The organism is Pseudomonas sp. DR 5-09, assembly GCF_001655595.1.
GTDB lineage: Bacteria > Pseudomonadota > Gammaproteobacteria > Pseudomonadales > Pseudomonadaceae > Aquipseudomonas > Aquipseudomonas pharyngis.
The window spans coordinates 736,658-762,338 of the sequence record NZ_CP011566.1; the positions used below are offsets into that span (position 1 = coordinate 736,658).

At 62.3% G+C, this 25,681-nt stretch carries 25 protein-coding genes; 18 read left to right on the forward strand and 7 right to left on the reverse strand.

Annotated elements, in window-relative coordinates; all coding sequences use genetic code 11:
• Nucleotides 1–172 precede the first annotated feature (172 nt).
• From speA to PDR5_RS03215, 3 genes are all read left to right on the forward strand, one after another.
• Nucleotides 173–2,086 (forward strand): arginine decarboxylase, encoded by a 1,914-nt coding sequence (gene speA / locus PDR5_RS03205; RefSeq protein ID WP_039772053.1) that lies wholly within the window; start codon nt 173–175, stop codon nt 2,084–2,086.
• 232 nt (nt 2,087–2,318) lie between these two features.
• A complete protein-coding gene (locus PDR5_RS03210) occupies nt 2,319–3,668 on the forward strand; it encodes a type VI secretion system Vgr family protein (protein ID WP_064593246.1) in 1,350 nt (449 codons plus the stop codon).
• A complete protein-coding gene (locus tag PDR5_RS03215) occupies nt 3,665–4,459 on the forward strand; it encodes a DUF4123 domain-containing protein (protein ID WP_064593247.1) in 795 nt (264 codons plus the stop codon). The genes PDR5_RS03210 and PDR5_RS03215 overlap by 4 nt, the downstream gene beginning before the upstream one ends.
• Before the next feature lie 9 nt (nt 4,460–4,468).
• Here the strand turns inward: PDR5_RS03215 and PDR5_RS03220 are convergent, their stop codons facing one another.
• Both PDR5_RS03220 and PDR5_RS03225 read right to left on the reverse strand, forming a co-directional pair.
• Complete coding sequence (locus tag PDR5_RS03220; RefSeq protein WP_064593248.1) at nt 4,469–5,818, reverse strand: MATE family efflux transporter; 1,350 nt, start codon at nt 5,816–5,818, stop codon at nt 4,469–4,471.
• A gap of 37 nt (nt 5,819–5,855) precedes the next feature.
• Nucleotides 5,856–6,149 carry a hypothetical protein gene (locus tag PDR5_RS03225; RefSeq protein WP_007951010.1) on the reverse strand — a complete coding sequence of 98 codons (294 nt, stop codon included), beginning with the start codon at nt 6,147–6,149 and terminating at the stop codon, nt 5,856–5,858.
• 143 nt (nt 6,150–6,292) lie between these two features.
• On the opposite strand from PDR5_RS03225, the gene PDR5_RS03230 reads away from it, so the two are divergent.
• The 5 genes from PDR5_RS03230 to PDR5_RS03250 all read left to right on the forward strand — a co-directional run bounded on the left by PDR5_RS03230 (nt 6,293) and on the right by PDR5_RS03250 (nt 10,731).
• A complete protein-coding gene (locus tag PDR5_RS03230; RefSeq protein WP_007951009.1) occupies nt 6,293–6,595 on the forward strand; it encodes a MazG-like family protein in 303 nt (100 codons plus the stop codon).
• Nucleotides 6,595–7,344 (forward strand): methyltransferase, encoded by a 750-nt coding sequence (locus tag PDR5_RS03235; protein ID WP_064593249.1) that lies wholly within the window; start codon nt 6,595–6,597, stop codon nt 7,342–7,344. The genes PDR5_RS03230 and PDR5_RS03235 overlap by 1 nt, the downstream gene beginning before the upstream one ends.
• 12 nt (nt 7,345–7,356) lie before the next feature.
• Nucleotides 7,357–7,971, forward strand: coding sequence for a DUF4136 domain-containing protein (locus PDR5_RS03240; RefSeq protein ID WP_064593250.1), 615 nt, complete (start codon nt 7,357–7,359; stop codon nt 7,969–7,971).
• A 53-nt stretch (nt 7,972–8,024) separates the two neighbouring features.
• Nucleotides 8,025–8,582: a DUF4136 domain-containing protein gene (locus tag PDR5_RS03245; RefSeq protein WP_064593251.1), complete on the forward strand. Its 558-nt coding sequence runs from the start codon at nt 8,025–8,027 to the stop codon at nt 8,580–8,582.
• 151 nt (nt 8,583–8,733) lie between these two features.
• Entirely contained in the window at nt 8,734–10,731 is a 1,998-nt protein-coding gene (locus tag PDR5_RS03250) for a pilus assembly protein TadG-related protein (RefSeq protein WP_064593252.1), read from the forward strand.
• Here PDR5_RS03250 and PDR5_RS03255 read toward each other — a convergent pair.
• Both PDR5_RS03255 and PDR5_RS03260 read right to left on the reverse strand, forming a co-directional pair.
• Nucleotides 10,728–13,475: a PAS domain-containing sensor histidine kinase gene (locus PDR5_RS03255; protein WP_064593253.1), complete on the reverse strand. Its 2,748-nt coding sequence runs from the start codon at nt 13,473–13,475 to the stop codon at nt 10,728–10,730. The two genes, PDR5_RS03250 and PDR5_RS03255, sit on opposite strands and share 4 nt — an antisense overlap.
• Nucleotides 13,472–13,918, reverse strand: coding sequence for a TadE/TadG family type IV pilus assembly protein (locus PDR5_RS03260; RefSeq protein WP_064593254.1), 447 nt, complete (start codon nt 13,916–13,918; stop codon nt 13,472–13,474). The genes PDR5_RS03255 and PDR5_RS03260 overlap by 4 nt, the downstream gene beginning before the upstream one ends.
• 75 nt (nt 13,919–13,993) lie before the next feature.
• Between PDR5_RS03260 and PDR5_RS03265 the strand changes: the two genes are divergently transcribed.
• Both PDR5_RS03265 and PDR5_RS03270 read left to right on the forward strand, forming a co-directional pair.
• Complete coding sequence (locus PDR5_RS03265; RefSeq protein WP_064593255.1) at nt 13,994–14,464, forward strand: A24 family peptidase; 471 nt, start codon at nt 13,994–13,996, stop codon at nt 14,462–14,464.
• Between the two features lie 126 nt (nt 14,465–14,590).
• The gene (locus PDR5_RS03270; RefSeq protein ID WP_064600659.1) at nt 14,591–15,367 is read left to right on the forward strand and encodes a response regulator transcription factor; all 777 of its coding nucleotides are present in this window, start codon (nt 14,591–14,593) and stop codon (nt 15,365–15,367) included.
• Nucleotides 15,368–15,389: 22 nt separating this feature from the next.
• On the opposite strand, the gene PDR5_RS03275 is transcribed toward PDR5_RS03270, so the two are convergent.
• Both PDR5_RS03275 and PDR5_RS03280 read right to left on the reverse strand, forming a co-directional pair.
• A complete protein-coding gene (locus tag PDR5_RS03275; protein ID WP_064593256.1) occupies nt 15,390–15,797 on the reverse strand; it encodes a response regulator in 408 nt (135 codons plus the stop codon).
• Nucleotides 15,798–15,874: 77 nt separating this feature from the next.
• Complete coding sequence (locus tag PDR5_RS03280) at nt 15,875–16,081, reverse strand: Flp family type IVb pilin (protein ID WP_039772511.1); 207 nt, start codon at nt 16,079–16,081, stop codon at nt 15,875–15,877.
• Nucleotides 16,082–16,421: 340 nt separating this feature from the next.
• Here PDR5_RS03280 and cpaB point away from each other — a divergent pair, with 340 nt between their 5' ends.
• From cpaB to PDR5_RS03320, 8 genes are read left to right on the forward strand one after another with little or no spacing between them, the layout of a single operon-like run.
• Nucleotides 16,422–17,363: a Flp pilus assembly protein CpaB gene (gene cpaB, locus PDR5_RS03285; RefSeq protein ID WP_064593257.1), complete on the forward strand. Its 942-nt coding sequence runs from the start codon at nt 16,422–16,424 to the stop codon at nt 17,361–17,363.
• 20 nt (nt 17,364–17,383) lie between these two features.
• Nucleotides 17,384–18,607, forward strand: coding sequence for a type II and III secretion system protein family protein (locus tag PDR5_RS03290; RefSeq protein ID WP_064593258.1), 1,224 nt, complete (start codon nt 17,384–17,386; stop codon nt 18,605–18,607).
• Nucleotides 18,604–19,794 carry a pilus assembly protein gene (locus PDR5_RS03295; protein ID WP_064593259.1) on the forward strand — a complete coding sequence of 397 codons (1,191 nt, stop codon included), beginning with the start codon at nt 18,604–18,606 and terminating at the stop codon, nt 19,792–19,794. Before PDR5_RS03290 ends, PDR5_RS03295 begins: the two co-directional genes overlap by 4 nt.
• The gene (locus PDR5_RS03300; protein WP_064593260.1) at nt 19,791–21,059 is read left to right on the forward strand and encodes a CpaF family protein; all 1,269 of its coding nucleotides are present in this window, start codon (nt 19,791–19,793) and stop codon (nt 21,057–21,059) included. The genes PDR5_RS03295 and PDR5_RS03300 overlap by 4 nt, the downstream gene beginning before the upstream one ends.
• Nucleotides 21,060–21,077: 18 nt before the next feature.
• The gene (locus PDR5_RS03305; RefSeq protein ID WP_064593261.1) at nt 21,078–21,962 is read left to right on the forward strand and encodes a type II secretion system F family protein; all 885 of its coding nucleotides are present in this window, start codon (nt 21,078–21,080) and stop codon (nt 21,960–21,962) included.
• 1 nt (nt 21,963) lies between these two features.
• Nucleotides 21,964–22,848: a type II secretion system F family protein gene (locus tag PDR5_RS03310; protein ID WP_039772493.1), complete on the forward strand. Its 885-nt coding sequence runs from the start codon at nt 21,964–21,966 to the stop codon at nt 22,846–22,848.
• Nucleotides 22,849–22,876: 28 nt separating this feature from the next.
• Entirely contained in the window at nt 22,877–23,596 is a 720-nt protein-coding gene (locus PDR5_RS03315; protein WP_064593262.1) for a tetratricopeptide repeat protein, read from the forward strand.
• A gap of 16 nt (nt 23,597–23,612) precedes the next feature.
• Nucleotides 23,613–23,885: a DUF3613 domain-containing protein gene (locus tag PDR5_RS03320; protein WP_064593263.1), complete on the forward strand. Its 273-nt coding sequence runs from the start codon at nt 23,613–23,615 to the stop codon at nt 23,883–23,885.
• Between the two features lie 37 nt (nt 23,886–23,922).
• On the opposite strand, the gene PDR5_RS03325 is transcribed toward PDR5_RS03320, so the two are convergent.
• Nucleotides 23,923–25,593, reverse strand: coding sequence for a ShlB/FhaC/HecB family hemolysin secretion/activation protein (locus tag PDR5_RS03325; protein WP_064593264.1), 1,671 nt, complete (start codon nt 25,591–25,593; stop codon nt 23,923–23,925).
• Nucleotides 25,594–25,681: the final 88 nt, after the last annotated feature.

The following is a 25,681-nucleotide window of genomic DNA, read 5'->3' on the forward strand; positions in this document are numbered from 1 at the left end:
CTGGGCCTGACGTCGTTTCCATGGTTTTCACAGAGCCTGTTCATGACCGGTTTCTAAACTCAACGCTGTCAGCGCGGTCTACCGCCCCGCTGACGAACCGTCATTTTCATTCTTTAGACTGCGCCGGCCTGCGATCAGGCGACGCACTATGACTTCTTTATAGGGGACTTCGATGTCCGTACGACGCACACGCAAAGACGATGGCAGCCAATGGACAGTTGCGGACAGCCGCAGTGTTTACGGGATTCGCCATTGGGGGGCCGGGTATTTCGCGATCAATGACGCCGGTCGCGTCGAAGTTCGTCCGAACGGCCCGAGCAGCTCGCCTATCGATCTGTTCGAACAAGTCGACCAGCTGCGCAAGAGTGGCTTGTCCCTGCCGCTGCTGGTGCGTTTTCCCGACATCCTGCAAGACCGCGTCCGTCAGCTGACCGGCGCTTTCGATGCGAACATCGAGCGTCTGGAATACCAGAGCAAATACACCGCGCTGTACCCGATCAAGGTCAACCAGCAGGAAGCGGTGATCGAGAACATCATCGCCACCCAGAACGTTTCGATCGGTCTGGAAGCCGGCTCCAAGCCCGAGCTGCTGGCCGTGCTGGCGCTGGCGCCGAAGGGCGGCACCATCGTCTGCAACGGTTACAAGGACCGCGAGTTCATCCGTCTGGCGCTGATGGGCCAGAAGCTCGGCCACAATGTATTCATTGTGATCGAGAAAGAATCCGAAGTCGGTCTGGTGATCGAAGAGGCCGCCTCGCTCAAGGTCAAGCCGCAGGTCGGTCTGCGCGTGCGTCTGTCCTCCCTGGCGTCGTCGAAGTGGGCGGACACCGGTGGCGAGAAATCCAAGTTCGGTCTGTCGGCGGCGCAACTGCTGTCGGTGGTCGAGCGTTTCCGCGCGGCGGGCCTGGATCAGGGCATCCGTCTGCTGCACTTCCACATGGGTTCGCAGATCGCCAACCTGGCCGACTACCAGCACGGTTTCAAGGAAGCGATCCGTTACTACGGCGAGCTGCGCAACCTCGGTCTGCCGGTCGATCACATCGACGTCGGTGGTGGCCTGGGTGTGGACTACGACGGTACGCACTCGCGCAACGCCAGTTCGATCAACTACGACATGGATGACTACGCCGGTGTCGTGGTCGGCATGCTCAAGGAGTTCTGCGATGCGCAGGCGCTGCCGCATCCGCACATCTTCTCCGAAAGCGGCCGCTCGCTGACCGCGCACCACGCGATGCTGGTGGTGCAGGTCACCGACGTCGAGAAACACAACGACGAAATCCCGTTGATCGAGAACAAGGAAGCGCTGCCGGAAACCGTGCAGTGGCTGGTTGACCTGCTGGGCCCGACCGACATCGAAATGGTCACCGAAACCTACTGGCGCGCCACCCACTACATGAGCGACGTGGCCGCCCAGTACGCCGACGGCAAACTGACCCTGGCCGAGAAGGCCCTGGCCGAGCAGTGCTACTTCGCCGTATGCCGTCGTCTGCACAACTCGCTGAAGGCACGTCAGCGTTCGCACCGTCAGGTGCTGGACGAACTCAACGACAAGCTGGCCGACAAGTACATCTGCAACTTCTCGGTATTCCAGAGCCTGCCGGACACCTGGGCGATCGATCAGGTGCTGCCGATCATCCCGTTGCACCGTCTCGACGAAGAGCCGCTGCGTCGCGCGGTGCTGCAGGATCTGACCTGCGACTCCGACGGCAAGATCAACCAGTACGTCGACGAGCAGAGCATCGAGACCAGCCTGCCCGTGCATGCGCTGAACGAAGGTGAAGACTATCTGCTGGGCGTGTTCCTGGTCGGCGCCTATCAGGAAATTCTTGGCGACATGCACAACCTGTTCGGTGACACCGACTCGGTGAACATTTACCAGAACGCCGACGGCAGCGTGTACCACGCCGGCATTGAAACCCACGACACCATCGAAGACATGCTGCGCTATGTGCACCTGTCGCCGGAAGAACTGATGACTCACTATCGCGACAAGTGCGCCAGTGCCCGCATCAGCGCCAGCGAACGCACCCAGTTCCTCGATGCCCTGCGCCTGGGTCTGACCCGCTCCTCCTACCTGTCCTCCTGAGGCCAGGTTCCGCTTTTATCTGGTTGTCTGAAATTGTTCCGCCCACCGCGGACGTTTCAGATGACCGGGTGAGACGCTTCTTTTTCTCTTCGCGAAATGGCCTGTTTCCAGGCCAGCAAAGTGACGTTGTCTGCTTTTCGCGTAGGTCATTTCCGAATTTGTAGTTCGGCCCTCTACTCGGCCATGGGTCTCGGCGAGAATCCCCGCCCGCCCCCCTGTAGAGAATCCCCCCATGTTCGATCCAGCCGACGAGCCGTCGTTTCGTCTCGATGTAGCGGGCCTGTCCGACTCGCTTGAAGTCCTGGCATTTACGGGTTGCGAAGCCATCAGCGAGCCTTTCGCGTTCGAGATCGACTTGCTGGTCGATGATCCGCACCTGGACCTTGCCGGGCTGATGTATCGTTCGGCGCGCCTGTGTTTCGGGCCTTGCGGCAATGGTATTCACGGGCAGTTGCATAGCCTTGTCCAGCATGAACAGGGGCGCAGCGCCCGGTTGTGCCGGGCGCGGCTGGGGCCGCGGTTGAGCTGTCTGGGACTGCGCTTCAGCCAGCGCATTTTCAGCGACCGCTCGGTGCCGCAGATTCTGGATCAGGTGCTCAAGGAGCACGGCATCAGTGGCAACTGGCGTCGGTTCGATCTGCAAGGCGCTTATCCGCCCCGGACATTCTGCACCCAGTACGGCGAGTCGGATCTGCAACTGGTACAGAGGCTGTGCGGACAGACACGCATTCACTATCACTTCGAGCAAGGGAGCCAGGGGCATTGCCTGGTGTTCGGTGATGACCCGGCCCGGCTGCCACGCGCCGGCAATCTGCAATTCGAGAGCGAAGAAGGAGCGCCGTCGCCGCCAGTGCGCCGCTGGCAACTGGGCGAGCATGCCCGCCTGCACGCAAAGGGGCCGCGGCGGACACTGACGGCGCAGGGGCATTCCGATTCGCCAACCCTGCGCAGTGGTCATTGGTTGACGATTTCCGGCGAGCCCTTGGCAGACGCCAATACGGACTGGCTGGTGAGTCGAATCGAGCATCGAGCCGATCAGTCGCTCGAGCCGCCCTACAGCAACCGGATTTTTGCCCTTGACCAGTTGCCGGAGCCTCGATCACCCGTTGAATACCGCGGTGCTCGCATGTGCAGCCCACAGCGTGCCTGGGTGGTGTCGGTCGAGGAGACGCAACCTGATGCCGTGCGGCCGGTGGCCGTTCAGTTCGACTGGCTTTATCAGGGCGAAGGGGCCCGCCCCAGCCACTGCTGGCTGCCGCTGGCGCCGGCGTTGGCCGATACGCCGATGGCATCATTGAAGGACGGGGTAGAGGTGGTGGTGAGCTTTCTGGAAGGTGACCCTGAACAGCCCGTGATCAGCGGCGTCTTGCAGGTCCCGGCACTCATCGAGGGCATCGAGGATGACGCATCGTCAACGCTGCCCGAGCGCCTGGATACCGCCGGCGTGCCTCAATGGTTGAAGGCGGCCGAGCCTTTGTTGTTGCTGTGCCTGATACCGGGGGGCGGCAGTTATCGCCATTGCTCGGCGTCACTGTGCAGCTGTCGATTGGTCGCCGGGCTCAAAACGAGCGATGGAAGATGAGCGGCGCAGCCCCCGGACAACGCGCTCAATGGTTGTTGCTGGATATCGCACAGGCGCCTCAGGCAGTGAAGACGTTACGTCAGGGATTCTCCGGTGTGCACTGCCTGCAGCTGTTTGACGGTACCGAGTTTCAGCCGGTCAGTGAGCAAGGCCCATGGCTGATCGACCTGCGTGACTGCCCGGCGCTATCGGCGCTCTGTCATACTGATCCCATGACCTGGCAAGGGCTGCTGCTGGGCAGCGAGGTCTCGGCGCAGTCACTGCGCGAACACTTGCAGCGGATGCTGACCGTGTCCATCGGCCTGAATCACCGGGCACTGCTCAATTTCTACAATCGGCAGACCGCCAGTTACTTTTTCGATGCCTGCGATGCCCGGCAATTGAGCTGCTGGCTTGGGCCGATCGGATGGCTGCGCTGGTTCGGCGGGACCTGGGCCGATCTGGCTGGTGGCAGTCAGGGCTGGCAGCAACTTCGCAATCCGGGGCTGCCCGTGGAGCCGCTGCGCATCGAGCAAAGCCTGACCCGGCAACAGCGTGAACGCTTGCACCGTTGCCTGCTGGATCAGCATGTCTGGCGCTGGAGTCAGGCGACGGGAAACAACTTTCGGCTGATATCTGCCTTTCAGGAACAAGGTCTGGCACTGGGCTTCAGCGAGCGGACGCTGCTGGACGACTGGTTGTGGCTGCGTTTGCTGCATCCGCGTGCCGAGCTGATGCCGCTGCCGCAAGGTTTGACTCCGCGAGAACGACTCGAACTGTTGCGTCGGCGCTGGTTGAACGATCCGTCGTGAAGCATCGCTTCAGTGAGCGGCACCGTTGAACCAGCCATCGGTGCGTCGCAGCCACCACGCCAGTCCCCCGAGGGCCAGGCTGCGCAGCACCATGAACAACAGGAACGAAATCCACAGGCCGTGATTGCCCAGACCTTGCAGCGCCCAAGCGACAGGCAGCAGCAGGATCACGGTGGCCAGCATGCCGTTGCGCATTTCCCGGGCGCGGGTGGCGCCGATGAACAGGCCGTCGAGCAAGTAGCTCCAGACCGCGATCAACGGCAGGACAGCCAGGTAGGGCAGGTAAATGTACGCGGTCTCCCGCACGCTCTGGATGTCGGTCTGCATTTCGATGAACAGGTGGCCGGCCAGCAGAAACAGCGCGGCGAAGCCCAGGCTCGCCAGCAACGACCAACCGCCGGCAACCACCAGCGAACGACGCAGGGCCAGACGATCACGGGCGCCGATGGCGTGGCCGCACAGGGCTTCGACGGCGTGGGCCAGTCCGTCCAGTGCGTGGGCGGTCAGCAGCAGGCCGTTGAGCAGCAGCGCGTTGGCCGCGACCGTGGCATCGCCCAGTCGCGCGCCCTGCACGGTGATCAGGAAAAACACCGATTGCAGGGCCAGGCTGCGGATGAAAATGTCGCGGTTGACCGCCAGCAGCGGACGCCAGCTCTGCCAGATTTTCAGAGCCGCCCAGGCAATGTGTCCGGGATAGGCGCGCAAGGCTCTACGAGTCATCCACAGGCCGAGCAGGGCGCCGCTCCATTCGGCGATTACCGATGCGCGGGCCGAACCGACCACGCCCCAATCCAGCCCAATGACGAACCACAGGTTGAGCACGATGTTGATCAGGTTGGTGCTCAGCAGAATCGCCAGCGGCGCCCGGGCATTCTGGGTGCCGAGGAACCAGCCGACCAGCGCATAACTGGCCAGCGCCGCCGGCAGCCCGAACAGGCGGGTGTGAAAGAAGTCACGGGTCAGTTGATCCAGCTCCGCCGACGGTTGCATGAAGTGCAGTGCGACCCCGCTCAGTGGTACACCCAGCGCCCCGAGCAGCAGCGCCAGCCCCATCGCCAGCAGCAGGCCCTGAAGCAGAATCTGCCGCAAGGCCGCGCCGTCGCTGCGCCCGGCGGCCTGGGCGGCGAAGCCAGTGGTGCCCATGCGCAGAAAACCCATGGCCCAGGCCAGAAAGGTATACAGGCTGGCGCCAACCGCCACCGCGCCCAGTTGATGAGCGTGGGGCAGGTGACCGATGACGGTGCTGTCGACCAGCGCCACCAGCGGCACGGAAATGTTGGAGAGGATCATGGGGGCGGCGAGGGCCCAGACCCGTTGATGGGTCGGGCGGTCGCGCCAGTCGGCGATCAGGTTGGACATGCGGGCTCCTTGGGGAGCGGCATTGTAGCGGGAGGTGTCAGTGAATGATCCAGCTCAGCAGCCACAATCCCAGCAGCAACCAGATGATTCCGGCAATGATCGAGGCATTCATGAACGCGCGGATCGCCGACCACAGCAGCATCAGGCCGACGATCAGCGCGATGATGCTGATGATCGACGTGTCCATGCCCAGCGCCTTCGACAGCCCGTCGACAAAGTTGCCGCCGGCGTTGCCGAGCAGATTGAACAGGCCGCTGAGGCCATCGACGATGAAGCGGATGATCGAGCCGAGCGCCTGGCCCAGCCATTCGAAAAAGCTTTCTACCTGCATGTCTGTTTCCTGATGAAAGAGCTGAGCCTTGGGCCGCAGCGGGTGCGGTCGAGTTCCCTGCAAGCATAGAGGGTTTTAACGGTCGACTGGCGCTTGCCTTCGCTCGGCATCCCCCCGAAGCTATACGCCTTCAGGAGAGCCCGATGAACCTTGTTGAACTGACCGAACGCCTGCACGCCATTCGCGACCGTAATGACTGGCGGCAATTTCACAGCCCGAAAAACCTGGCCATGGCCGCCAGCGTGGAAATGTCCGAACTGGTGGAAATCTTCCAGTGGCTGACCGAAGACCAGTCCCGCCAATTGCCGGCGGACAAACTCGCCCATGCCGGGCAGGAAGTCGGCGACATCGTGCTCTATCTGTTGCTGCTGTGCAGCGAACTGGGGCTGGACATGAATGAAGTGGTGCGCAGCAAACTCGCCGACAGCGAACGGCGGTTCAGCTGATGAGCGACCGTCATTTCGATCAGTTGGCGACCCGTTTCGCCGAAAAAATCTACGGCGGCGCCAAAGGCGCGATCCGCCTCGCCGTGTTGCAGGCCGACCTCGCCGAAGCCTTGCCGGATCGTCCGTTGCGGGTGCTGGACATCGGTGGCGGCCTGGGCCACATGTCGTTGTGGCTGGCTGAACGCGGGCACGAGGTGACCTTCACCGAGCCGGCCGAACCGATGCTCGAAGGCGCCCGCCAGCGCTTTGCCGAAGCCGGGCAAAGCGCGACGTTCATTCAGGCGCCCTGGCAGGAACTGCTCGGCCAGCTCACCGAGCCTTACGATCTGGTGCTGTGCCATGCGGTGCTGGAATGGCTGGCCGAACCTCACGCGATCCTGCCGGTGCTGCATCAGTTGACCAAGCCCGGCGGCTGGCTGTCGCTGGCGTTCTACAACCGCGATGCGCTGATTTACCGGAACCTGCTCAAAGGCCATTTCAAGAAAATGCGCAAGAACGACCTGGCCGGCGAAAAGCAGAGCCTGACCCCGCAGCAGCCACTCGATCCACGGGAACTGGCGACGCAACTCGCCGGGTTGTGGCAGGTCGAAACCCAGAGCGGGGTGCGGGTTTTCCACGATTACATGCCGGTGGAATTCCAGGCCCGCGCCGAGTTGATTGATTTGCTCGAGATGGAGCTCGCCCACCGTCGTCACCCAAGCTTCGCCGGGCTTGGGCGCTACTTGCACTGGATCTGCCGGCCGATCTGATCGGAGCGAGATATGAAAGGTCATTCAGGGTTACTGCTGATCTGTCTGGGGTTGGCCGCCTGCCAGGGCAGCAACCCTTACGTGGCGCAGTCACGACCGTTGCCGCCGGCCCCACCGCAAGCGGCGACCACCTTCGACCGCAGCGCTTATCCCGCGCCCCCTCGTGACTACGGGCGCTATCGCAGCTGGGCGTGGCTCAACAGTCAGCTGCCGCCGGGCACGGCCTGGGCGGATTCGGCGCAAGTGGCCGAAGCCGTCAGCAGTGCGCTGGACCAGCGCGGCCTGCGCCCGCTGCATGACAATCGCCCGGCCGACCTGCTGGTCAGCGCCAACCTGAGCCTGGAAACCCGCCTGCGTCAGGTGCAGGACGATTACGGTTACTACGGCGGCGGATACGGCGGTTATGACCGTTACGGCCGCGGTTACGGGATGTACAACTCGGTGCCGATCGTGCGTACCTATCAGGAGCAGGTCGTGGTGGTGCGGGTCGATCTGTTCGACGCCGGCAGTGGTCAACCGGTCTGGAGCGCCAGCGCCGAAACCGGTACCCAGGGCACGCAAAGTGATCGCACCGATGCGATTCGGGAGGCTGTCGAAAAGGCCATGTCGGCGTATCCTCCCGGTTAGCCTTCTGCAAATGAAAGCGCCCTCAGGTTCATGTCTTCCACCGGAGAAAAACCATGTTCCGCCGTCTTGCTTTACTGGTCGTTATCGCGCTGCTCAGTGCCTGCGCCTCGAACCAGGTTAATCATGACTTTGACGCCAGCCGCGACTTCGCCGCGTATCGCAGCTGGAGCTGGAAAGACCCCGCCCTGCAATACCGCCCCGATGATCCAAGGATCAAGAGCGACCTGACCGAGCAGCGCATCCGTCAGGCCGTTGCCGATCAACTGGATCAGCGTGGCTTGCGCCCGGCCGCCTCGGGCGCCCGAGGCGATCTGTTTGTGCAGACCTACCTGATCGTCGAGGACCGTCAGCAACAGGTGACCACCAACTACGGCGGCGGTTGGGGTGGCCCGTGGAACGGTTACTGGGGCGCGCCGATGTACAACGAAACCCGCAACATCACCTACAAGGTGGCGACCATTCAGGTCGATCTGCTCGACGGCAAGGACGGCAAACTGGTGTGGCGCGGCAGCGACGAGCAAATACTCAGCCGCACGCCGAACCCGGCGGATCGCAGCAATGCCATCCGCGAAACCGTGGCGCGGATCCTGTCCAACTATCCGCCGCGTTGAGTCTGTTGAAAAAAGTACGGGAGCCAAATGGCTCCCGTTTTTTATGGGCGGGTGAAAATGGCGCGTTGCCAGCAGTGTTGCCTGCGCGTGTCTACACTCTTACCCATCCATGGAGGTTGCGCCCGGCCGTGCGCCGGCAAAGGAGTGCGCCATGTCGCGTCATTCGCAGTGCGGCGGGCCAGCCCGGCAGCGGGGAGCCATCGGCCTGATGGCGGCCGCCACCCTCAGCCTGGCGCTGGTCCTGATGCTGCTGGTCGTGGACACCGGTCGCCTGTACATGGAGCAACGCAAACTGCAGCGCCTGGTGGACACCGCCGCCCTCGAAGCCGTCAGCCGAGGCGGCAACTGCCTGCCGGGCCTCACTGCGGCCAGTTACGCGGGGCAAAGCGCGACACGCAACGGGTTTGTCGCCAATGCCACCAACGTTCTTGTGATCGATTGCGGAAAGTTGGCGACAGCCGCCACCGGCCTGCGCACTTTTACGGTGGACGCCACGCAATCAGAGGCGGTCAAGGTCGCGGCCAACCGTACCGTCACCACCAGTTTTGCCGGCGGGGTGCAGGCGTTGTTCAGTGGCACACCCGTCAGTCTCAACACCGTGCTATACGCTTCGGCGGTGGCGGCCAAACCCAAGCCGACCGTCGCTCAATTGAACATCCGCAGCAACCTGGCCAGCATCAGCACCGCGCAATCGAACATCCTCAATCCACTGTTTTCCGGCCTGCTGGGCGGTAACGTCAACCTGACGGCCCTGGGCTGGGAAAGCCTGCTCAACACTGACATCAACCTGCTTGGCTACCTGAATCAACTGGCGATCAACCTCAATGTGGCCGCCGGCAATTACACCCAGTTGCTCAATACCCAGGCCACAGTGACGCAACTGATCCAGGCCGCGATTACGGCGGTCCAGCTCAACGGCGCCACCGCTGAAGTGATTACCGCGCTGGGCCAACTGCAAGTGGCGGCGATCAATGCCGCGCCGGTCAAGCTCGGCGACATCCTGCAATTGCAGACCGGCACCACGGCCGCCGGGCTGGATGCCAATCTGCAGTTGCTGCAACTGGTCCAGGGCGTGATTCAACTGGCCAACAGCAAGAGTGCGGTGGCCGCGACTCTGCCGATCAGCGTGCTGGGGCTGGCGAATGTCACGGTGCGGGTCAAAATCATCGAGCCGCCGCAGTTTTCCGCGATCGGCGATCCGGCGCTGGCCAGGACCAATCCCACCGGGCCGAACCGGATCTATGTGCGCACCGCGCAGATACGCACGCTGCTTTCGGTGAATCTGCCGGTACTGTCCGGGGTGACCGGGTTGGCCAACGCGGTACTCGGACTGGTTGGCACGCTGACACCGACCCTCAATGCACTGTTGAGCCTTAATCTGGTCGCCACATTGAATTCGGCCGGCTGCCTGCTCGGTGCCGGTTGTGAGCAACTGGACCCGAAGCTGTTGCCCTCGCCGCAGATCGACATCAGCCTGGACGCCGGTGGTGCCGTCAGTTATGTCACCGATTACAGTTGTCCGACCGGCAATGCCGGCACCAAAAGCCTGACGGCCCGAACCACCACCTCGATTGCCGATCTCAAACTGGGCAAGATCGACCCGACCAACGCCTTCTCTTCTGCCGCCCAACCCACCGTCACACCGTTGCCGCTGGTGGATCTGGGCACGGTGACCTGCCACAAGATTCTGGGGATCGGCAGCTGTGACCCGAGCACTCACGTGCCGTACGGCGCTGGCGGCATTGCGATCATGGTCAACACCAGCGTGGCGCAGAACACCCAGAACCTGGTGTTTTCCAGCGGTAATCCGTTCGCCACACCGCCCAACCTGAAACTGCCGCCAAGCGTGATTGCTGCCGCGCCCTCAACCAACATCGTCAACAGTCTGGCAAGCACCCTCGCCGGGATCAATCTGATCGTCTACAAACCCCAGGGCAGCAACCCGCTGGGCGCGATTGTCACAGGCGTTGCCAGCCTGATCAGTGATGTCACGACGATCCTGCAACCGGTGATCACCAATCTGGTGAGTCCGCTGCTGGATCCGCTGCTGAACAATTTGCTCAAGGGGCTGGGCATCAATCTGATGGACGTCGACGTAGGCGCCAACATGACCTGTGGCCAGACCGGCAAGGCCTATCTGGTGATCTAGTCGTCGGGGGCGATCGGCAGTTCGATGCAGAACCGTGCACCGTCCGCCGAGTTGCGCACACTGAGGTGGCCGCCCATGTTCTCGATGATCCCGTAACTCACCGACAACCCCAGACCAGTGCCGACGCCTATCGGTTTGGTGGTGAAGAACGGTTCGAAAATCCGCTCCAGCAGACGCGGGTCGATACCGCCGCCGTTGTCTTCGACCCACAGTCGCACGTGTTGCTCGTCGCGCTCGGCGTAGATCGAAATCCACGGCTTGAACGTCGAGTCGGACTCGCGTTTGCCCAGCAGCGCATCCCGGGCGTTGACCATCAGGTTGATCAACACCTGTTCAAGCTGATCGACGTACCCGCGCACCTGAACCTCGAATGCGGTTTCACTGATGCGCAGATCCACGCCTTTGCCGCGCATGCCTTCGGCCAGCAGCGACAGCGTGCCTTCGATGGCGCTGGCCGGGTTGAACAGCTGCTGCTCGATCTCGGAGCGGCGACCGAATACCCGCATGTGGTCCACCACTTTCGCGGCGCGCTGCACCTGCGCATCGATGCGATTGAGTTTGTCGGTCAGGTAATCGATCTGCGCATCGCCGTTGCTCAGGCGCTTCCGTACGTTGACGATGGCCATGCGCATCACGTTCAGCGGCTGATTGATTTCGTGGGCCAGGCCGGTGGCCATTTCGCCAAGGGTGGCCATTTTTGCGCTTTGCGTGAGCTGCTGTTGAGAGCGGCGCACTTCAGTGTTGTCACGGCCCACCGCCTGTACTTCGATCAGTTTGCCGTGCTCATCGAACACGCCGCGATCCGACCACACCCACCACGCATGTTCGCGCCCCGGTAATTGCAGGTTGATTTCGGCGCTGCTGACGGGAGATTGCGGGGTCAACTGCGCCAGGCGCTCAACGAAGGCCGCGCGCTGAACGTCGGACATCCAGCTGCCCAGATCGACCCCGGCCAGGGCTTCGGGGGCGCATTCCAGATAGGTCGCCAGCGGCCGGTTGCCGAACGTCAGGATCAGATCCGGGCGGTAGCGGCAGATCATCGCCGGCGAGTCCTCCACCAGAATCCGATAGCGTTCCTCACTCTGTCTGACCTGCTCGGCGGCCAGCGTTGCTTCGGTGACGTCCAGCCACAAGCCGACAGCTTCCACCGGGAGGCCGAGGTCGTTGCGCAACAGCCGGGCTTCGTCGAGCAGCCAGTGGTAATCGCCGCGACTGTCGCGCATGCGATAGCGGGCGCGCACCGAACCTTCGCGCAGCAGTTGCCGGGTTCGCTCGAAATACAGGGCGCGGTCTTCCGGATGAATCCGCTCTGCCAGCGCACTGGCGTCACAGTCCTCCAGGCTCCAGCCCATTAGCGGTTGCAGGCTGGCGCTGAAAAACGCCGGCAACAAGGCGCCTTCGACGTAGTGCTGGACGTAAATCACCGCCGGCGAACTGGCGATCAGGTTGTCCAGCCGTGCATGGGCGGCAGCGGCCAGTTGCTGCTGGTTCTTGATGTCGCTGATGTCGAGCATGAAACCCACCAGCCGCCGGTGCTCGCCGGTGCCGGTGACCTGCCCCTGAAGGCGATACCACGCCTGCGTCTGGTTGCCATCGCGAGGATGCAGGCGCACGCACAGGTCGAGGATTTCCCCTTGCATCTGCAGGGCTTGCAGGCGGCTGCGGACTTCTTCGCGATCGGCGGGATGGATCAGGCTCAGCCAGGCCCCGAGCGTCAGCGTCGAGCTGTCCTGTTGCAGGATGGCAGCCAGCGTCGGGGCCAGTTGAATCTGCTCGCTATGGCTGATTTCCCACCAGCCTGTGCCAAGCATTGTCTGCAACGACTCCAGCCGTTCCAGTTGCAGTTGATGCTGCTGCTCGCGCAGGCGACCGAGAAGGGGGCCGGCCAGGGCGCCTGCCAGCATCAGCCAGTCGCGATCGGCCAGATACGGCGCGGTCTTGTCCACCGCGTAAAAACCGCAGAGCAGCCACGCCATCACGCCTCGATCATCGCTGTAGGGCACGGCGAAGCCTTCGGCATTACCGAACAGGCCCTGGACCCGCGAGTGTTCATACTGGCCGTAATGTTCACCCAGCCTTTGCGGGCCGGTGCCATTGAGGCTGTCGAGCGGCGTGCCCAGACGCTGGCCGTCGTGCCACAGCGCCGGGGCGTCATGGGCGTGGAACTGCTGATGGATCTGCCAGCCCTGTTCCTGCTCATCGAGCAGGGCGAGTGCCAGGCACGGGATCTGGCAGCGCTGGGCGATCACCTGCAATTGTTCGCTGACGAGCATCGGCAACCGTCCCAGGCTGCAGCTGCGCACCTGTTTGCTGATCTGCTCGGCGAGCATGTGGCACGCCTCGCGCTGATGCGCTTGCTGGCGTTCGGACAACAGGTCGGCAATGTCGATCAGTTGCAGCAGCCAGCCATCGCTCAGCGGCTGGACCCAGCCGCGCAGGTGCAAGGTCTGGTCGCCCAGACCGGGAAAATCCAGGTCCAGCAGTTGGCCTTGCCAGTCTTGCGGGCGGCCCTCGATCGCCAGCGTGCAGTGCGCCAGCAGGTAGTCGTGCAACGGCACCGGTTTGTCGCGGGGCGTCTGTTGCGCCAGCAGCAGGCGCAGCGGGCCGGCCATTTGCAACACGCCGCCGTCGTTGTCGAGGTGGATGTGCAGGCCCGTCAGCGGGGTCCCGAGTACGTCCGGCAAATCGCTGGCGACCATATTTCGCTTGAGCAGGCGGCCGAGCAGGTTGTCACCCGGAGTCAAAATTTCAGACTCGAAATGGCGGTCAGGTTGGCGGGCAGGCTGGGGACAGCGCCGACGCCCGGCAACACCAGAAAGGGGATGACCCGATTGAGCTTGCTCACCGGGTAATTGACGCTGACGGTGAGCGTGCCCTGGGCCGGGTCGTAGACCGTTGTCGTGTCCGTGCCGACCACCACGTTCAGCGACGACGGCAGCACCGACAATTGCTGGGTCAACGCGGCATTGGCGGTGCTGACCAGAACGCTTGCATAGTTGGGAACCGCGGGATCGACCGCCACGGCGCGGCGGATGGCTTCGGCGGTGACCTGGTTGAACGTCTGCATCAGCACGAACGGCAAGCTGTAGCTGACGAGGCCATAAAACACCGCGAAAAAGATCACGAACACCAAGGCGAACTCAATCGCCACCGCGCCTTTTTGCGCCTTCCGAGAGCCGGTTTTCATCCGTGCGTCTACCCTGACAGTCACTGCGTAGTATCAGCATAGAATCATTCAGCAAAAACGGACGGTTTTTACCGGATGCAAAGCCTTGTCCTTCTGATCTGGTTGACAGCGTGCGCGGCTCAGGATGCCCGGCAGCGAAGGATTGCCAACGCACTGACGCTGGGCGCTGGCGCGCTGGCGCTGGTCTATCTGCTGTCTTTCGGTACCACCTGGATGGGCGCCGAAGCCGGGCAGGGCGGCTGGGCCTGTGTCGTGGCCCTGGCATTCACGTTGCCCGGGTATTTCATGGGCCGAATGGGCGCCGGTGATGTGAAACTAATGACAGCTCTTGGTCTTGCGACGGACGGCGTCTCGCTGCTCGGGATTTTTATCGGCGCCGGTGCGGCGAGCCTGATCTGGATGCTGCTTGCGCCAAGAGTCTGGCTGCATATGAGTCAAGGGCTTAGGCACCGACTTAGGTATATGGCGCCATCCGTGTCAAAAAAGCTGCCATTTGCGCCGTTCGTGCTGATCGGATTTTTGCTTGCACTACCTTGGATCCATTAGTCGCCAAGCGCCACTAGTCTTATGTACATAGTCGGAAAGTGGGTCTACCTTCAAAGTAACGAGTTATACAGCCAGCGGCTGACAGTACAGGAATGGTCAGTTTTTGGCCCGGGCATGGAGTGGCACGTGAACAAGCTTACATCTGCGGTAAAAGTCATCGTTGTCGATGATCAGCCTCTGATCGTCGAAGAACTCTGTGAATTTCTCGAGAGCAGCGGCTATCGTTGTGTGCCGTGCCAGTCCAGCAAAGAGGCGATCGAGCGTTTTTCGGACGACACGGCGATCGGCCTGGTGCTGTGCGATCTGCACATGCCGGACATGGACGGCATTCAACTGGTGCAGGAACTGCAACGGCTGGCCGGCAAACACCGGGCGTTCGAAGCCATCATGCTCACCGGCCGCGCTGACAAGCAGGACGTGATCAAGGCCTTGCGCGCCGGGATTGCCGACTACTACCAGAAACCGGTCAATCTGGATGAATTGCTCGAAGGCCTGCAACGCCAGGAAGCGGTGCTGCAGGAGCGGCAGAAAACCCTGCAACTGGGCCATCTGAATCAAAAACTTCAGGACCTGTCGTCGTCCATCGATGATCTTTATCAGGATCTGGACAAGGTGCGTCGCGCGCCGGCGCCCGTCAGTGATGAGGCGCACCGTGAGGCCGGTGAACTGGAGATCCCGGCGATCTTCAATCAGCTGTCGCCACGGCAACTGGACGTGGCGCGCCTGGTGGGCAAGGGGCAGACCAACTATCAGATTGCCTGTGAGCTGGGCATCACCGAAAACACGGTGAAGCTTTACGTTTCTCAGGTGCTACGCCTGACCCACATGCACAACCGCACGCAGTTGGCGCTGGCGTTATCGCCGGGCAATTCCGGTTTGCGCCAGCGGGTAACCGCACACTGAGACAGACTGCCGGGTAACCCATTTACCCGGCACTCACTTTCGGCTTGGGAAACAGATTGTCCAGGGTCTCCAGCAGCCGCACGTGATAGATCGGCTTGCGGAACAGGTCCAGCACCTGCAACCGCAGCATGTCGCTAACGTCCTCCATGTCTGCATGCCCCGACGTCACGATCACCGGCAGATGCTGGCGCGAGGTGTGTTCGCGCAGACGCTTGATCAGCGACATGCCGCTTTCCTCCGGCATGCGCAGATCGGTGATTACCAGAGCGATATCGGGATGGCGGGTCAGGTGATGCAGGGCGAGTTTGACCGAGGTGGCGGTATGACAGACGAAGCCTTCGCCTTCCAGCAACTCCGCCAGCTCCAGCAACGCGTCCTCTTCGTCGTCAACCAGAAGCAACTGTTGGCGTGGGGAAGAAGACACGTTCATGGGCAGTACCTGAAAGCTGAATGGTAGATCGAGTGTAGCCCGACATCAGCAAGGTGCTGGCGCAACCGTGCTGTGGATTATGGCGTTGGCCGGGTTTGCGTCGTGCCGCCCAGTGACACCAGAACGTTGTTGAAGATCGCCAGCATACGATCACCCAGCGGAGTGACGAAAACGACCACCACCACGGCGACCATGGCCACGACGATGGCGTATTCAATTGCCGAAGCCCCGTCCTCATGTTTGTAGAGCAGCAAAGCTCTGGCCATTAAATAATCAACGATCATTCGAAACATATGCCCACTCCTTTGCGCACCTGGCGCCGATGTCACAGCAGCGGCAAAGCGTTCGCCGTGCCATTTGAGCATTGTCAACAAAGCCCCACCCAACAACTGTAAGAACGGATTAGTCATAAAGGATTAGTCGCTTCGTCACGCCCGGAATTTCGACTGCTGATTGGGCCAACACCCATACTTTCGTGGGTTATTTGTCTGTCAGTAATGGCGTTTTGTCTTGTTTCAGCTAGCGTGGAAATAGCGAAATAGTTGGATGTTCATAGCTGCCTGATTGCGATGTCCCTTGGTAGGAAGTGCGGGCTGGTAGTGCAGCAGGAAAGGGAGAGCCGTCATGAACAGTCGTGTGACCATGGGCCTTGCAACGGTGCTTTTACTGGGGGCCATCGTTGTCGGATATTGGGGCCTGGTGCTCAGCCGGCAGCCCGCTCCGGTTGCCGAGGCTCCCGCGCCTGCGGTGGTCACCGTCGAAAAAACCGTCGCTGCCGCCGAAGACCAGACCCGCCAGCCGGTCGTGGTCCTGGTGCGTGACGTCCCGCCCTTCACCCCCCTCACTGCCGCCGATCTGGCCGTTGAAAAACTGCTCAGCGCCCCCCCCGGCAGTCTCGGTACCCTCGAACAGGCCGTGGGCCGCACACCGTGGCGACACCTGAGCGCCGGCACCTGGCTCAACGAAGAAAGCTTCGAGGCCGGCGGCACACTGGCGCGCATGATCCACAGTGACGAGCGCGCGCTCGCGGTGTCGGTCGATGAAGTGATCGGCGCGGCCGGGCAGTTGATTCCCGGGGATTTCGTCGACGTGCTGTTGTACCTGCGCCAGGACGCCAGTAACCCGCAGCAGTCGGCACAGATTGTGGTGCCGGCCATGCGTGTGCTCGGCGTCGGCGAACAATACGGCCTGACCAACGACGGCCAGCCGTCCGCTCCTGCAATGAGTGCCGACGACAAGATCAAACAGGACCAGCGCCGGCTCACCGCGCGCACCGTGGTGCTGGCGGTGCCTGAGCAATTGTTGAGTCGAATGATGCTCGCCACCCAGGTCGGGACGTTGCGCCTGGCCGTGCGCAGCAGCGAAGAACAGCGCCTGGCCAGGTATTGGGCCGGCGAACGTCAGGCGCCGGACAAACTGGTCGCCGCCAACAGCCAACTCTTCCAGTTCACTCAGTTGGCGCTGGGGACCGCGCCGAAAACCGCGCCCGGCAGCGACCACAGCGGTGCGATACGGCCCGCGGTGGAAGTGATTCGCGGCAATCAGACCAACCCACAAAACCCATGACTGAGCAAGGATCCAAGTGCATGCAGAGTCGTTCCTGGCCGACCTTCAATCCCGTGCTCCGGGCCTTGCTGCTGATGGGACTGTCAATCAATGCCGCGCAGGCGGCCAGCGGCAACTGCGCGGCCCTCGGGCGCTTACCGCCAGTGATCGAAATCAACGAAGGCTGGCAACAGGACATGCAATCACCGGTGGCGATCACGCGCCTGGCCATCGGCGATCCGAAAATCGCCGACGTGCATGCCAATGGCAACTCATCGTTTCTGCTTACCGCCGTGGCGCCGGGCGCTACCAGTCTGATGGTCTGGACCGGCTGCTCCAGCGAGCCCCGCCAGAGCATGGTGTTCGTCAAGGGCGCCGCCACCTCTGGCCTCACCAACACCGGTGCGCTGCCATCGGATGATGCGCTGTTGCCCTCGCAGGTGCAGACCGACATTCGTTTTGTCGAAGTCAGCCGCACCAAACTCAAACAGGCCTCCGCTTCGCTGATCGGCACCCGCGGCAATTTCCTCTTTGGCTCACCCGGGACCTTGCCGCCCATCGACGGTGTCCCGCAACCGCGATTGCCGGTGGACAACTCGCTGTTCAACTTCTCGTGGATCGGCGGCAAGACCATGGCGATCATCAATGCCCTCGAGGGCAGCGGCTTCGCCTATACCCTGGCGCGGCCAAGCCTGGTGGCTCTCAACGGGCAGAGTGCGAGTTTCCTCGCAGGCGGGCAGATTCCGGTTCCGGTGCCCAGCTCCGGCAGCGATAACGTGTCGATCGAATACAAGGAATTCGGCATCCGCCTGACCCTGACGCCCACCATCATCAGCCACGATCGCATCGCCTTGAAAGTGGCGCCGGAAGTCAGCGAACTGGATTTCAGCAACGCGGTGAACATCGCCGGCACCACCGTGCCGGCCCTGACCATCCGCCGCACCGACACCAGCATTTCCCTCGCCGATGGCGAGAGTTTTGTCATCAGCGGTCTGATAAGCACCAGCAACACTTCCCAGGTCGACAAGTTTCCGGGGCTGGGCGATATCCCGGTGCTCGGGGCCTTTTTCAAAAGCTCGCAGATCAAGCGCGAAGAGCGTGAGCTGCTGATGATCGTCACCCCGCACCTGGTGCGTCCGCTCTCGGCGGAGGCACAACTGCCGTCGTTGCCGGGTGAAAAACTGCGCAACTACGACCCGAATTTCTACCGCATGTTCTTCCTGGAAAACGGTAACTTCGACAAGCGCAGCGGGTTGTCCCAATGAGCCAGAGCCTGAGTCAGACCTTCCTCGCCATCACCCGCAACAACACCGATCTGGAGTGGCTGCAAAGCGCGCTTGCGCCGTTGGGCCAGGTGGTCAGTGCCGGTGGCGGCAGCCTCGACGAATTGCTCGCGCTGGTGGACGTCACCTTCGCCAGCCTGGTGTTCGTCGGCCTCGACCGGGAACACGTGGTGGCCCAGAGCGCGCTGATCGAAGGCGCGCTGGAGGCCAAGCCGATGCTGGCGATCGTTGCCCTTGGCGACGGCATGGACAACCAGCTTGTACTCAATGCGATGCGCGCCGGGGCACGGGATTTCGTCGCCTATGGTTCGCGTTCCAGCGAAGTGGCCGGGCTGGTGCGGCGCTTGAGCAAACGCCTGCCGCCGGTGACCCACAACGCGCAACTGGGTGGCCTGACGGTGTTGTACGGCGTACAGAGCAGTTCCGACGGCGCGCTGCTGGCCAACCATATGGCACTAGTGGTGCAAAAGAGCGGGCAGCAGACGCTGCTGCTGGACCTCGGGCTGCCACGTGGCGACAGTCTGGCGTTGCTGGGGCTGGAAAGTTCGTTCCACTTCGGCGATGCCTTGCGCCACCTGCGCAGGCTCGACGCCACGTTGATCGACAGCGCGTTCACCAGCGCCGAAGCGGGGCTGCGGATTCTGGCGTACGCCGACAATGACGAACCACTGGAAAGCACCAGCGCCGCCGAGCTGTTCATGTTGCTCAGCGCCTTGCGCCAGCACTTCCAGCACATCGTCGTGAACCTCACCGGCCAGCCTGACAGCGAAGCCCTGCGGACCTTTGTCAGCCATTGCGACAAGCTGATCTGGTACACCGACCAGAGCGTGCTCGATTGCCGGCGCAATCTGGCGGTGTTCAATCTGTGGCGGGAAAAAGGCATGAAGCTCGATCACGGACGGCTGTTGGTCGACCGCTATCTGAGCAACGTCGCGCCGGATGCGGACACCCTCGGCAAGACTTTCAACCTGGAAGTGATCGCGGTGCTGACTTTGAGTCCAGAATTGCGCATGAACGCCAAGAACCAGGGCGTCAGCCTGTTTGAACTGGCGCCCCGGGAAAAACTCACCCAGAGCCTGCGGGTGCTCGGCGAACGGCTGGCCAAGCGCTCCGAAGGTCTGGCCAAACCCAAGGTCACCTGGTTCGACCGGTTGCGAGGCACCTCATGAGCCCGGAAAAACTTTTCGGTGCACCGGCGCGGGGCCAGTCGGGCAACACCGACCACGAAGGCCTGAAACTGGTGCTGCATCGCTACATCATCGATGCCATCGAGGAGTCCGGGAAAAACCTGCTGGAAGGCTCGCGGCAGTTGCTGGCGCAATTTGTCACCGACAAGGTCGCCGAATACATCGCCCGTCTGCACCTGGCGATTTCCCGTTACGAGATGGAGCGGCTGGGGGAAGAAATCGTCGATGAGCTGACCGGCTTCGGTCCGCTGGAAGTCTTGCTGCGCGACACCGCCGTCACCGAAATCCTGGTCAACGGCCCGCATCGGGTGTTCGTCGAGCGTGACGGGGTACTGCATCAGAGTGACCTGCGCTTTATCGATGCGCACCACGTCGAACGGGTCATGCAGCGCATTCTTGCGCCGCTCGGTCGGCGGCTGGACGAGTCTTCGCCGATGGTCGATGCGCGCCTGCCCGACGGCAGCCGCGTCAACGCGATCATCCCGCCGATCGCCCTCGACGGCCCGTGCCTGTCGATTCGAAAATTCCGCAAGGACATGCTCAAGAGCAGCGACCTGATTGCGATGCAGACCATCGACCTGCCGATTTTCGAGTGTTTCCAGGAGGCCGTGGGCAAGCGCTGCAATATCCTGATCAGCGGCGGCACGGGCACCGGCAAGACCACGCTGCTGAACATTCTCAGCCAATTGATCAACCCCCACGAACGACTGGTAACCATCGAAGACGTTGCCGAACTGCAACTCGGCCATCCCCACGTGGTGCGTCTGGAAACCCGCCCGCCGAATGCCGAGGGCCATGGCGAGGTCAAGGCCAGCGACTTGATCCGCAACGCTCTGCGGATGCGTCCGGACCGGATCATTCTCGGCGAGATCCGTGGCGTTGAAGTGCTCGACGTGCTGACAGCGATGAACACCGGTCACGACGGTTCGATGAGCACGGTCCACGCCAACAATGCCCAGGATGCGTTGCTGCGCCTGGAAACCCTGGTCGGCCTGACCGGGCGCACGGTGGCCGAACGCACCCTGCGGCAGATGATCTGTGCGGCGCTCGACGTGATCATTCAGTTGACTCGCATGCCTGACGGCCGGCGCTGTGTCAGTGAAGTGGTGGAAGTGGTCGGCGTGCGCGAAGACGTGTATGTCACCAACACCCTGTTTCGTCTGGATCGACGCACCGGGTTCGGCTTCCTGCGCGAGGCGGTCAATCCGGCCGGCGACAAGTTGCGGCGCGAGTCGAGTCTGGGCTGAACGCATGGAGCCTTCGTCATGATCGGACCGGTGATCCTGATTGTCCTTTGCCTGTTGCTGCTGGGGTTGTCGATTCGCCTGTTCCTGCAGGGCGTGCGCAAGACTGCCAACGAACGGGTGCTCTCTCGCCTCGCCGTCGGACAACCGCAAGCAACGGCCGAAAAAAACTCGTGGACCGGTCTGGAGCGGATGTTCCTGCGGGCAGGCCTTGGCCGGCCGAGCGAGCGATTCGGGCTTTGGCTGTCGTTGTGGGTCGTGGGCATGATGCTGGGTTATCTGCTGGCCGACTGGATTGGCCTGTTGCTGCTGATACTGGCGCCGCCGCTGATTTTGCGCTTGTACATCGCCTGGCTGTATCGACGCCGGCTCAATCGGATGATCGAACAGTTACCGCAGTTGCTCGACCACACCGTGCGCAGCCTCAAGTCTGGCCGGACGCTGAGCGATGCAGTGATGGGCGGCATCGAAACCAGTGAGGACCCGTTGAAAGCCGCGATGGGCCGAGTGCAGCGCAACGTGCAGCTGGGGGTGAATCTGCCGGACGCGGTCAGCGATTTCGCCGAGCTCTACGAGCAGGACGAACTGCGCATGTTCGCCCTGGGCCTGAAGGTCAACCACCGCTACGGCGGCAACGCCAGCGAGTTGCTGGAGAACCTGATCAAACTGATTCGCGAACGTGACCAGGGTGCCCGGCAACTGCGCGCGCTGACCGGCGAAACCCGGATGACCGCGTGGGTACTCGGATCGCTGCCGGTGATTCTCGTCAGTTACTTCATGCTGACCAATCCCGGCTACATGCTCGGCATGTGGAACGACTCCGGCGGTCGGACCATGCTGATTGTCGCGGTGGTGTTGCAGGTCTCCGGTTGCCTGGCGCTGTGGCGCATGTTGAGGAGTGTCTGACATGCTGATGCTGGCCAGTCTCATGCTGTTGCTCGGGGCGTTGTTGCTGGTCGGCAACCACCTGCTGACCGAGCGGCGTCGAGTGCGTCAGGTCAACCAGCGTCTGCAGGGCCACCTGGTGCGCGAGAACCGTTTCGGCAACTGGCTGCGGGCACTGGGCAGCAGCCGGTTCGGCCAGCGCTCGGTGAGCATCGACAGTGAAACCCAGACCCTGCTCAGCCGGCTCGGCTGGCGCCGGGCCAGCGAGCGCTCGCTGTTTGCCGCCTGCCAGATCGGCACGCCGCTGCTGACGCTGGGGCTGGGCGTGTTTCTGAAAGAGGTGTTTTTCCCCCTCGCACCCAACGGCTGGCTGGTGCCGATGATCGCCACCGGCGTCGGCTATCTGCTGCCCAAACGCCTGCTGGCGTATGCCGCTGCCCGTCGGCAGAAAATCATTGCGGTGGAAGTGTCGACGTTCATTCCGCTGCTGCGGATCCTGTTCGAGTCCGGCATGGCCGTCGAGCAGGCCCTGCGTGTACTCAGCAGCGAGGGGCAAAAACTGCTGCCGGAACTGACCGGCGAACTGCGTCTGATCCTGGCCCGTGTCGACTCGGGCCTGGAACTCGGACAAGAGTTGAACAAGGCGGCCGCGATGCTGGCGGTGGATGAGTTCACCGACACCTGCGTGATCCTGCAACAACTGATTCAACAGGGCGGCGGCGCGATGAAATCGTTGCTGACGCTCAAGCAATTGCTGGATGACCGACGCCTGACACGCTTGCAGGAGTACATCTCGAAGATGTCGGCAAAGATGTCGGTGGTCATGATGCTGCTGCTTTTTCCGGCCTTGCTGATCGTTTTGGCGGGCCCCGGTTTTACCGCAATCACCCGGGCGTTTGCGTCCTGACAATGACAATGGCGATGGAGAGCGATTGATGAAAGCACTGATGGTCATGGCTAGCCTGTTGCTGCTCGGCGGTTGCGCAACCGACGGTCAGGCACCGTGGACGACGATGCTGGCGCCGGCCAGCTGCAGCAAGTTGAGCTCCGAACAGGAGCTGTCGCTGAACCTCGCCGATGATCTGGTCAACGACGGCAAGCTGCACGCCAGCCTGGCCAATCTGCAGGGTCTGCCCGACAACCTCGTCGAGGTGCGGCTGCGCAAGGCCAAGGTCTATCGCCTGCTGGGACGCAGTGAAGCGGAGCCGTTGTATCGCAGTCTGCTGGGCACATGCCTGAACGCCGACGCCGAACATGGCCTGGGCCAGTTGTACGCCGCCCGTGGTGACAACGGCCAGGCGCAGGCCCACCTGCAACGGGCGGCGCGGCTGGCGCCGACCAATGAAAACATCCGCAATGATCTGGGCGTGGTGTACCTCAATCAGCTGCGGCTCGAGGACGCTCGTTTCGAGTTCCTGACCGCCATCGAGCTGAAGCAGAACAATCAGTTGGCGACGCTGAATCTGGTGACCCTGCTGCTCTACCAGAACAACTGGCAGCAAGCCGCCGAAGTGGTCAGCCGCGCGCACCTGACCCCGGAGCAGTTCAGCGATGCCCAGGCGCGTGCGGAGAAACTCAAGTCGCCGGTCAGAGCCAGACCCGTCGCTGGCAATCAGGTCGCGGTGGCGATTGATGCGCAACCGGCGATCAAGTGAGCCTCAAGGAGATGCCATGAACACGTTCAAGACCCTGTGTTGCCTGAGCCTGTTGAGTCTGCCGCTCGGCGCGCTGGCCATCGACGCCGGCCCGGCCTCGGCCCAGCAGCAGGAAACCGAAGGCTGGCTGTTGCTGCAAAGCCGCAACAAGGCCGCGTCCCCCGATCCGCAGGCGGCCACGGCCACCGAGCGTGAGCTGGCGATGCAGCGCTGGTTGAAGAAGTACAGATATGAAATCCCCGATTTCTACGACCCGGATGCCGGGGGCAAGATCGAAACGAATAACTAGCTCGTCGCAGGCAACCGGCGTTGCCTGCGACGGCGGTCTATAGCTGATAACTGAAACTGATGCTGTAACGCGGCCGGCGGTTGAACGTATCCAGCGCTTCATCCGACATCGCCTTGGCGGCTTCCAGGGCGATGTTGTAGTACTTCGCATCGCCGAATCTCAGGCCGACCGCCGCCGATGACAGGTTGTTGGCCTGTACCGGCAATTCATTGAACCAGCTGCGCGAGCGATCGAGCACGAAGTACGGTTGCAGGATGCGCACCCAATTGCCGTCGCGGTTGAAGCTGTAGTTGATTTCGTAAGCCACGCCCCAGCCCTTGTCGCCGGACGCCTGATCATCGGGATAACCACGGCCGAAATTCTGCCCGCCGAACACCGCGCGCTCGCTGTCGGGCAGGGTGTCGTCGCTCCAGTACAACGCGGCTGACAGTACGCCTTGCCAGTTATCAAAGAACTTGTCGCTCTGCACCCCCGACAGACGCACCCGGAAAAAATCGAGGTCGATGGCGCTGTTGTTGGTGTGCGCGCCCAGGCTGTCGAAGCCCTGGTACACGCCGCCGCTGAGAATGCGCAGTTGCCGGGCATCGGCCTTGCGCCAGTCGCTTTCGAAGGCGAGGGCGCGGATGTCGGTGCGTTCTTCGGCGCTCAGCGGGTAGCCGATCACGTTGTAGCGGGTCTTGTCGTTGACGGCGTACAGGCGCGATCCGGCGGTCAGCAGTTCATCCGAGGCGGCAATCAGCGGCAGGGTGAAACCGAGCGAGTAACGGTCGTTTTCACGGTGCGGCTTGAGTTCCAGACCGTTGTTCAGCACTACGTTGGTGCCGGGATCGGCCCGGTAGCGTGAGGCCGACAGGCTCAGTTGCGCACCTTCGTCGTTGATGAATTGGTTGTAGTCCAGCCGGTAGTAACGCTCGTGATCATCTCCCGGTGGAAACAGGCCGCTGAGGCTCAGCTGTTCGCCCATCGAGGTTTGTGAATTGCTGCTGATACCGAGCAGGGCCTGAGTGCCGTTGCGGTTGTCTTCGGTGGTGCTCAGGGTGCTGGTGAACGGTTTGCGGCTGGCCTGGGCCACCAGCGTGGTTGCACCATCGGTGGTGCCGGGTGGCGGCACCTGGGCCTGGATCGTCACGCCGGGAATGCGGGTCATCAGTGTGGTGTAGCGCTCGAACGTCTTGCGTGTGAGAGGGCGCTCAGCCTGAAGCTTGGCCGCCAGTCGTTCGAGCAGGGCTTTGACCCGCCCGACGTCGCCCGCGATCTGCACGTCCCGCACGTAGCCTTCCACCAGCACGACGCGCGCCACGCCGTCGTCGAAGTTCTGTTGTGGCAGGAAGGCGTAGGACAGCAAATAACCGTCCTGCTGGTAGCGACGGGTGATGTTGCGGGTGGCTTCGATCAGGTCTGCAAGGCTGCTCTCGCGACCGATCAGGGGCTTGTAGATTTCTGCCAGTTCGTTCAACGGGTAGAGCGTGCCGCCTTCGATCTGCACGGTCCTGAGGTTGATCTTTGTACTCATCAGCAGCGGCTGGGCGGCCGTGGCGCCGGGATCCGGTACTTGCAGTGGCGCGGCGTTCGGCCGATAGGCGTCGGCGGGCAGGTTCGGCACCGGCAGGTTGCGAATGGTTTCGTTGCTGTTGAGAAAGCTGGGCAGGGTGTCGGCGAGGGTTGTGCAACTGAGACTGAGAAACAGCAGGGATGCCATAACGCGCATAGGACACTCCATGTTCAAACCCCAGCACCGGGCGGGTTTTCTCCTAAGAAAAAAGCGGAAGACTCGTGGGAATCTTCCGCCCTCAACC

Bases quoted from the DNA above. Each gene is read 5' to 3' on its own strand.
- speA (WP_039772053.1), top strand. From the start codon at position 173: ATGTCCGTACGACGCACACGCAAAGACGATGGCAGCCAATGGACAGTT.
- PDR5_RS03210 (WP_064593246.1), top strand. From the start codon at position 2,319: ATGTTCGATCCAGCCGACGAGCCGTCGTTTCGTCTCGATGTAGCGGGC.
- PDR5_RS03215 (WP_064593247.1), top strand. From the start codon at position 3,665: ATGAGCGGCGCAGCCCCCGGACAACGCGCTCAATGGTTGTTGCTGGAT.
- PDR5_RS03220 (WP_064593248.1), bottom strand. From the start codon at position 5,818: ATGTCCAACCTGATCGCCGACTGGCGCGACCGCCCGACCCATCAACGG.
- PDR5_RS03225 (WP_007951010.1), bottom strand. From the start codon at position 6,149: ATGCAGGTAGAAAGCTTTTTCGAATGGCTGGGCCAGGCGCTCGGCTCG.
- PDR5_RS03230 (WP_007951009.1), top strand. From the start codon at position 6,293: ATGAACCTTGTTGAACTGACCGAACGCCTGCACGCCATTCGCGACCGT.
- PDR5_RS03235 (WP_064593249.1), top strand. From the start codon at position 6,595: ATGAGCGACCGTCATTTCGATCAGTTGGCGACCCGTTTCGCCGAAAAA.
- PDR5_RS03240 (WP_064593250.1), top strand. From the start codon at position 7,357: ATGAAAGGTCATTCAGGGTTACTGCTGATCTGTCTGGGGTTGGCCGCC.
- PDR5_RS03245 (WP_064593251.1), top strand. From the start codon at position 8,025: ATGTTCCGCCGTCTTGCTTTACTGGTCGTTATCGCGCTGCTCAGTGCC.
- PDR5_RS03250 (WP_064593252.1), top strand. From the start codon at position 8,734: ATGTCGCGTCATTCGCAGTGCGGCGGGCCAGCCCGGCAGCGGGGAGCC.
- PDR5_RS03260 (WP_064593254.1), bottom strand. From the start codon at position 13,918: ATGAAAACCGGCTCTCGGAAGGCGCAAAAAGGCGCGGTGGCGATTGAG.
- PDR5_RS03265 (WP_064593255.1), top strand. From the start codon at position 13,994: ATGCAAAGCCTTGTCCTTCTGATCTGGTTGACAGCGTGCGCGGCTCAG.
- PDR5_RS03275 (WP_064593256.1), bottom strand. From the start codon at position 15,797: ATGAACGTGTCTTCTTCCCCACGCCAACAGTTGCTTCTGGTTGACGAC.
- PDR5_RS03280 (WP_039772511.1), bottom strand. From the start codon at position 16,081: ATGATCGTTGATTATTTAATGGCCAGAGCTTTGCTGCTCTACAAACAT.
- cpaB (WP_064593257.1), top strand. From the start codon at position 16,422: ATGAACAGTCGTGTGACCATGGGCCTTGCAACGGTGCTTTTACTGGGG.
- PDR5_RS03290 (WP_064593258.1), top strand. From the start codon at position 17,384: ATGCAGAGTCGTTCCTGGCCGACCTTCAATCCCGTGCTCCGGGCCTTG.
- PDR5_RS03295 (WP_064593259.1), top strand. From the start codon at position 18,604: ATGAGCCAGAGCCTGAGTCAGACCTTCCTCGCCATCACCCGCAACAAC.
- PDR5_RS03300 (WP_064593260.1), top strand. From the start codon at position 19,791: ATGAGCCCGGAAAAACTTTTCGGTGCACCGGCGCGGGGCCAGTCGGGC.
- PDR5_RS03305 (WP_064593261.1), top strand. From the start codon at position 21,078: ATGATCGGACCGGTGATCCTGATTGTCCTTTGCCTGTTGCTGCTGGGG.
- PDR5_RS03310 (WP_039772493.1), top strand. From the start codon at position 21,964: ATGCTGATGCTGGCCAGTCTCATGCTGTTGCTCGGGGCGTTGTTGCTG.
- PDR5_RS03315 (WP_064593262.1), top strand. From the start codon at position 22,877: ATGAAAGCACTGATGGTCATGGCTAGCCTGTTGCTGCTCGGCGGTTGC.
- PDR5_RS03320 (WP_064593263.1), top strand. From the start codon at position 23,613: ATGAACACGTTCAAGACCCTGTGTTGCCTGAGCCTGTTGAGTCTGCCG.
- PDR5_RS03325 (WP_064593264.1), bottom strand. From the start codon at position 25,593: ATGCGCGTTATGGCATCCCTGCTGTTTCTCAGTCTCAGTTGCACAACC.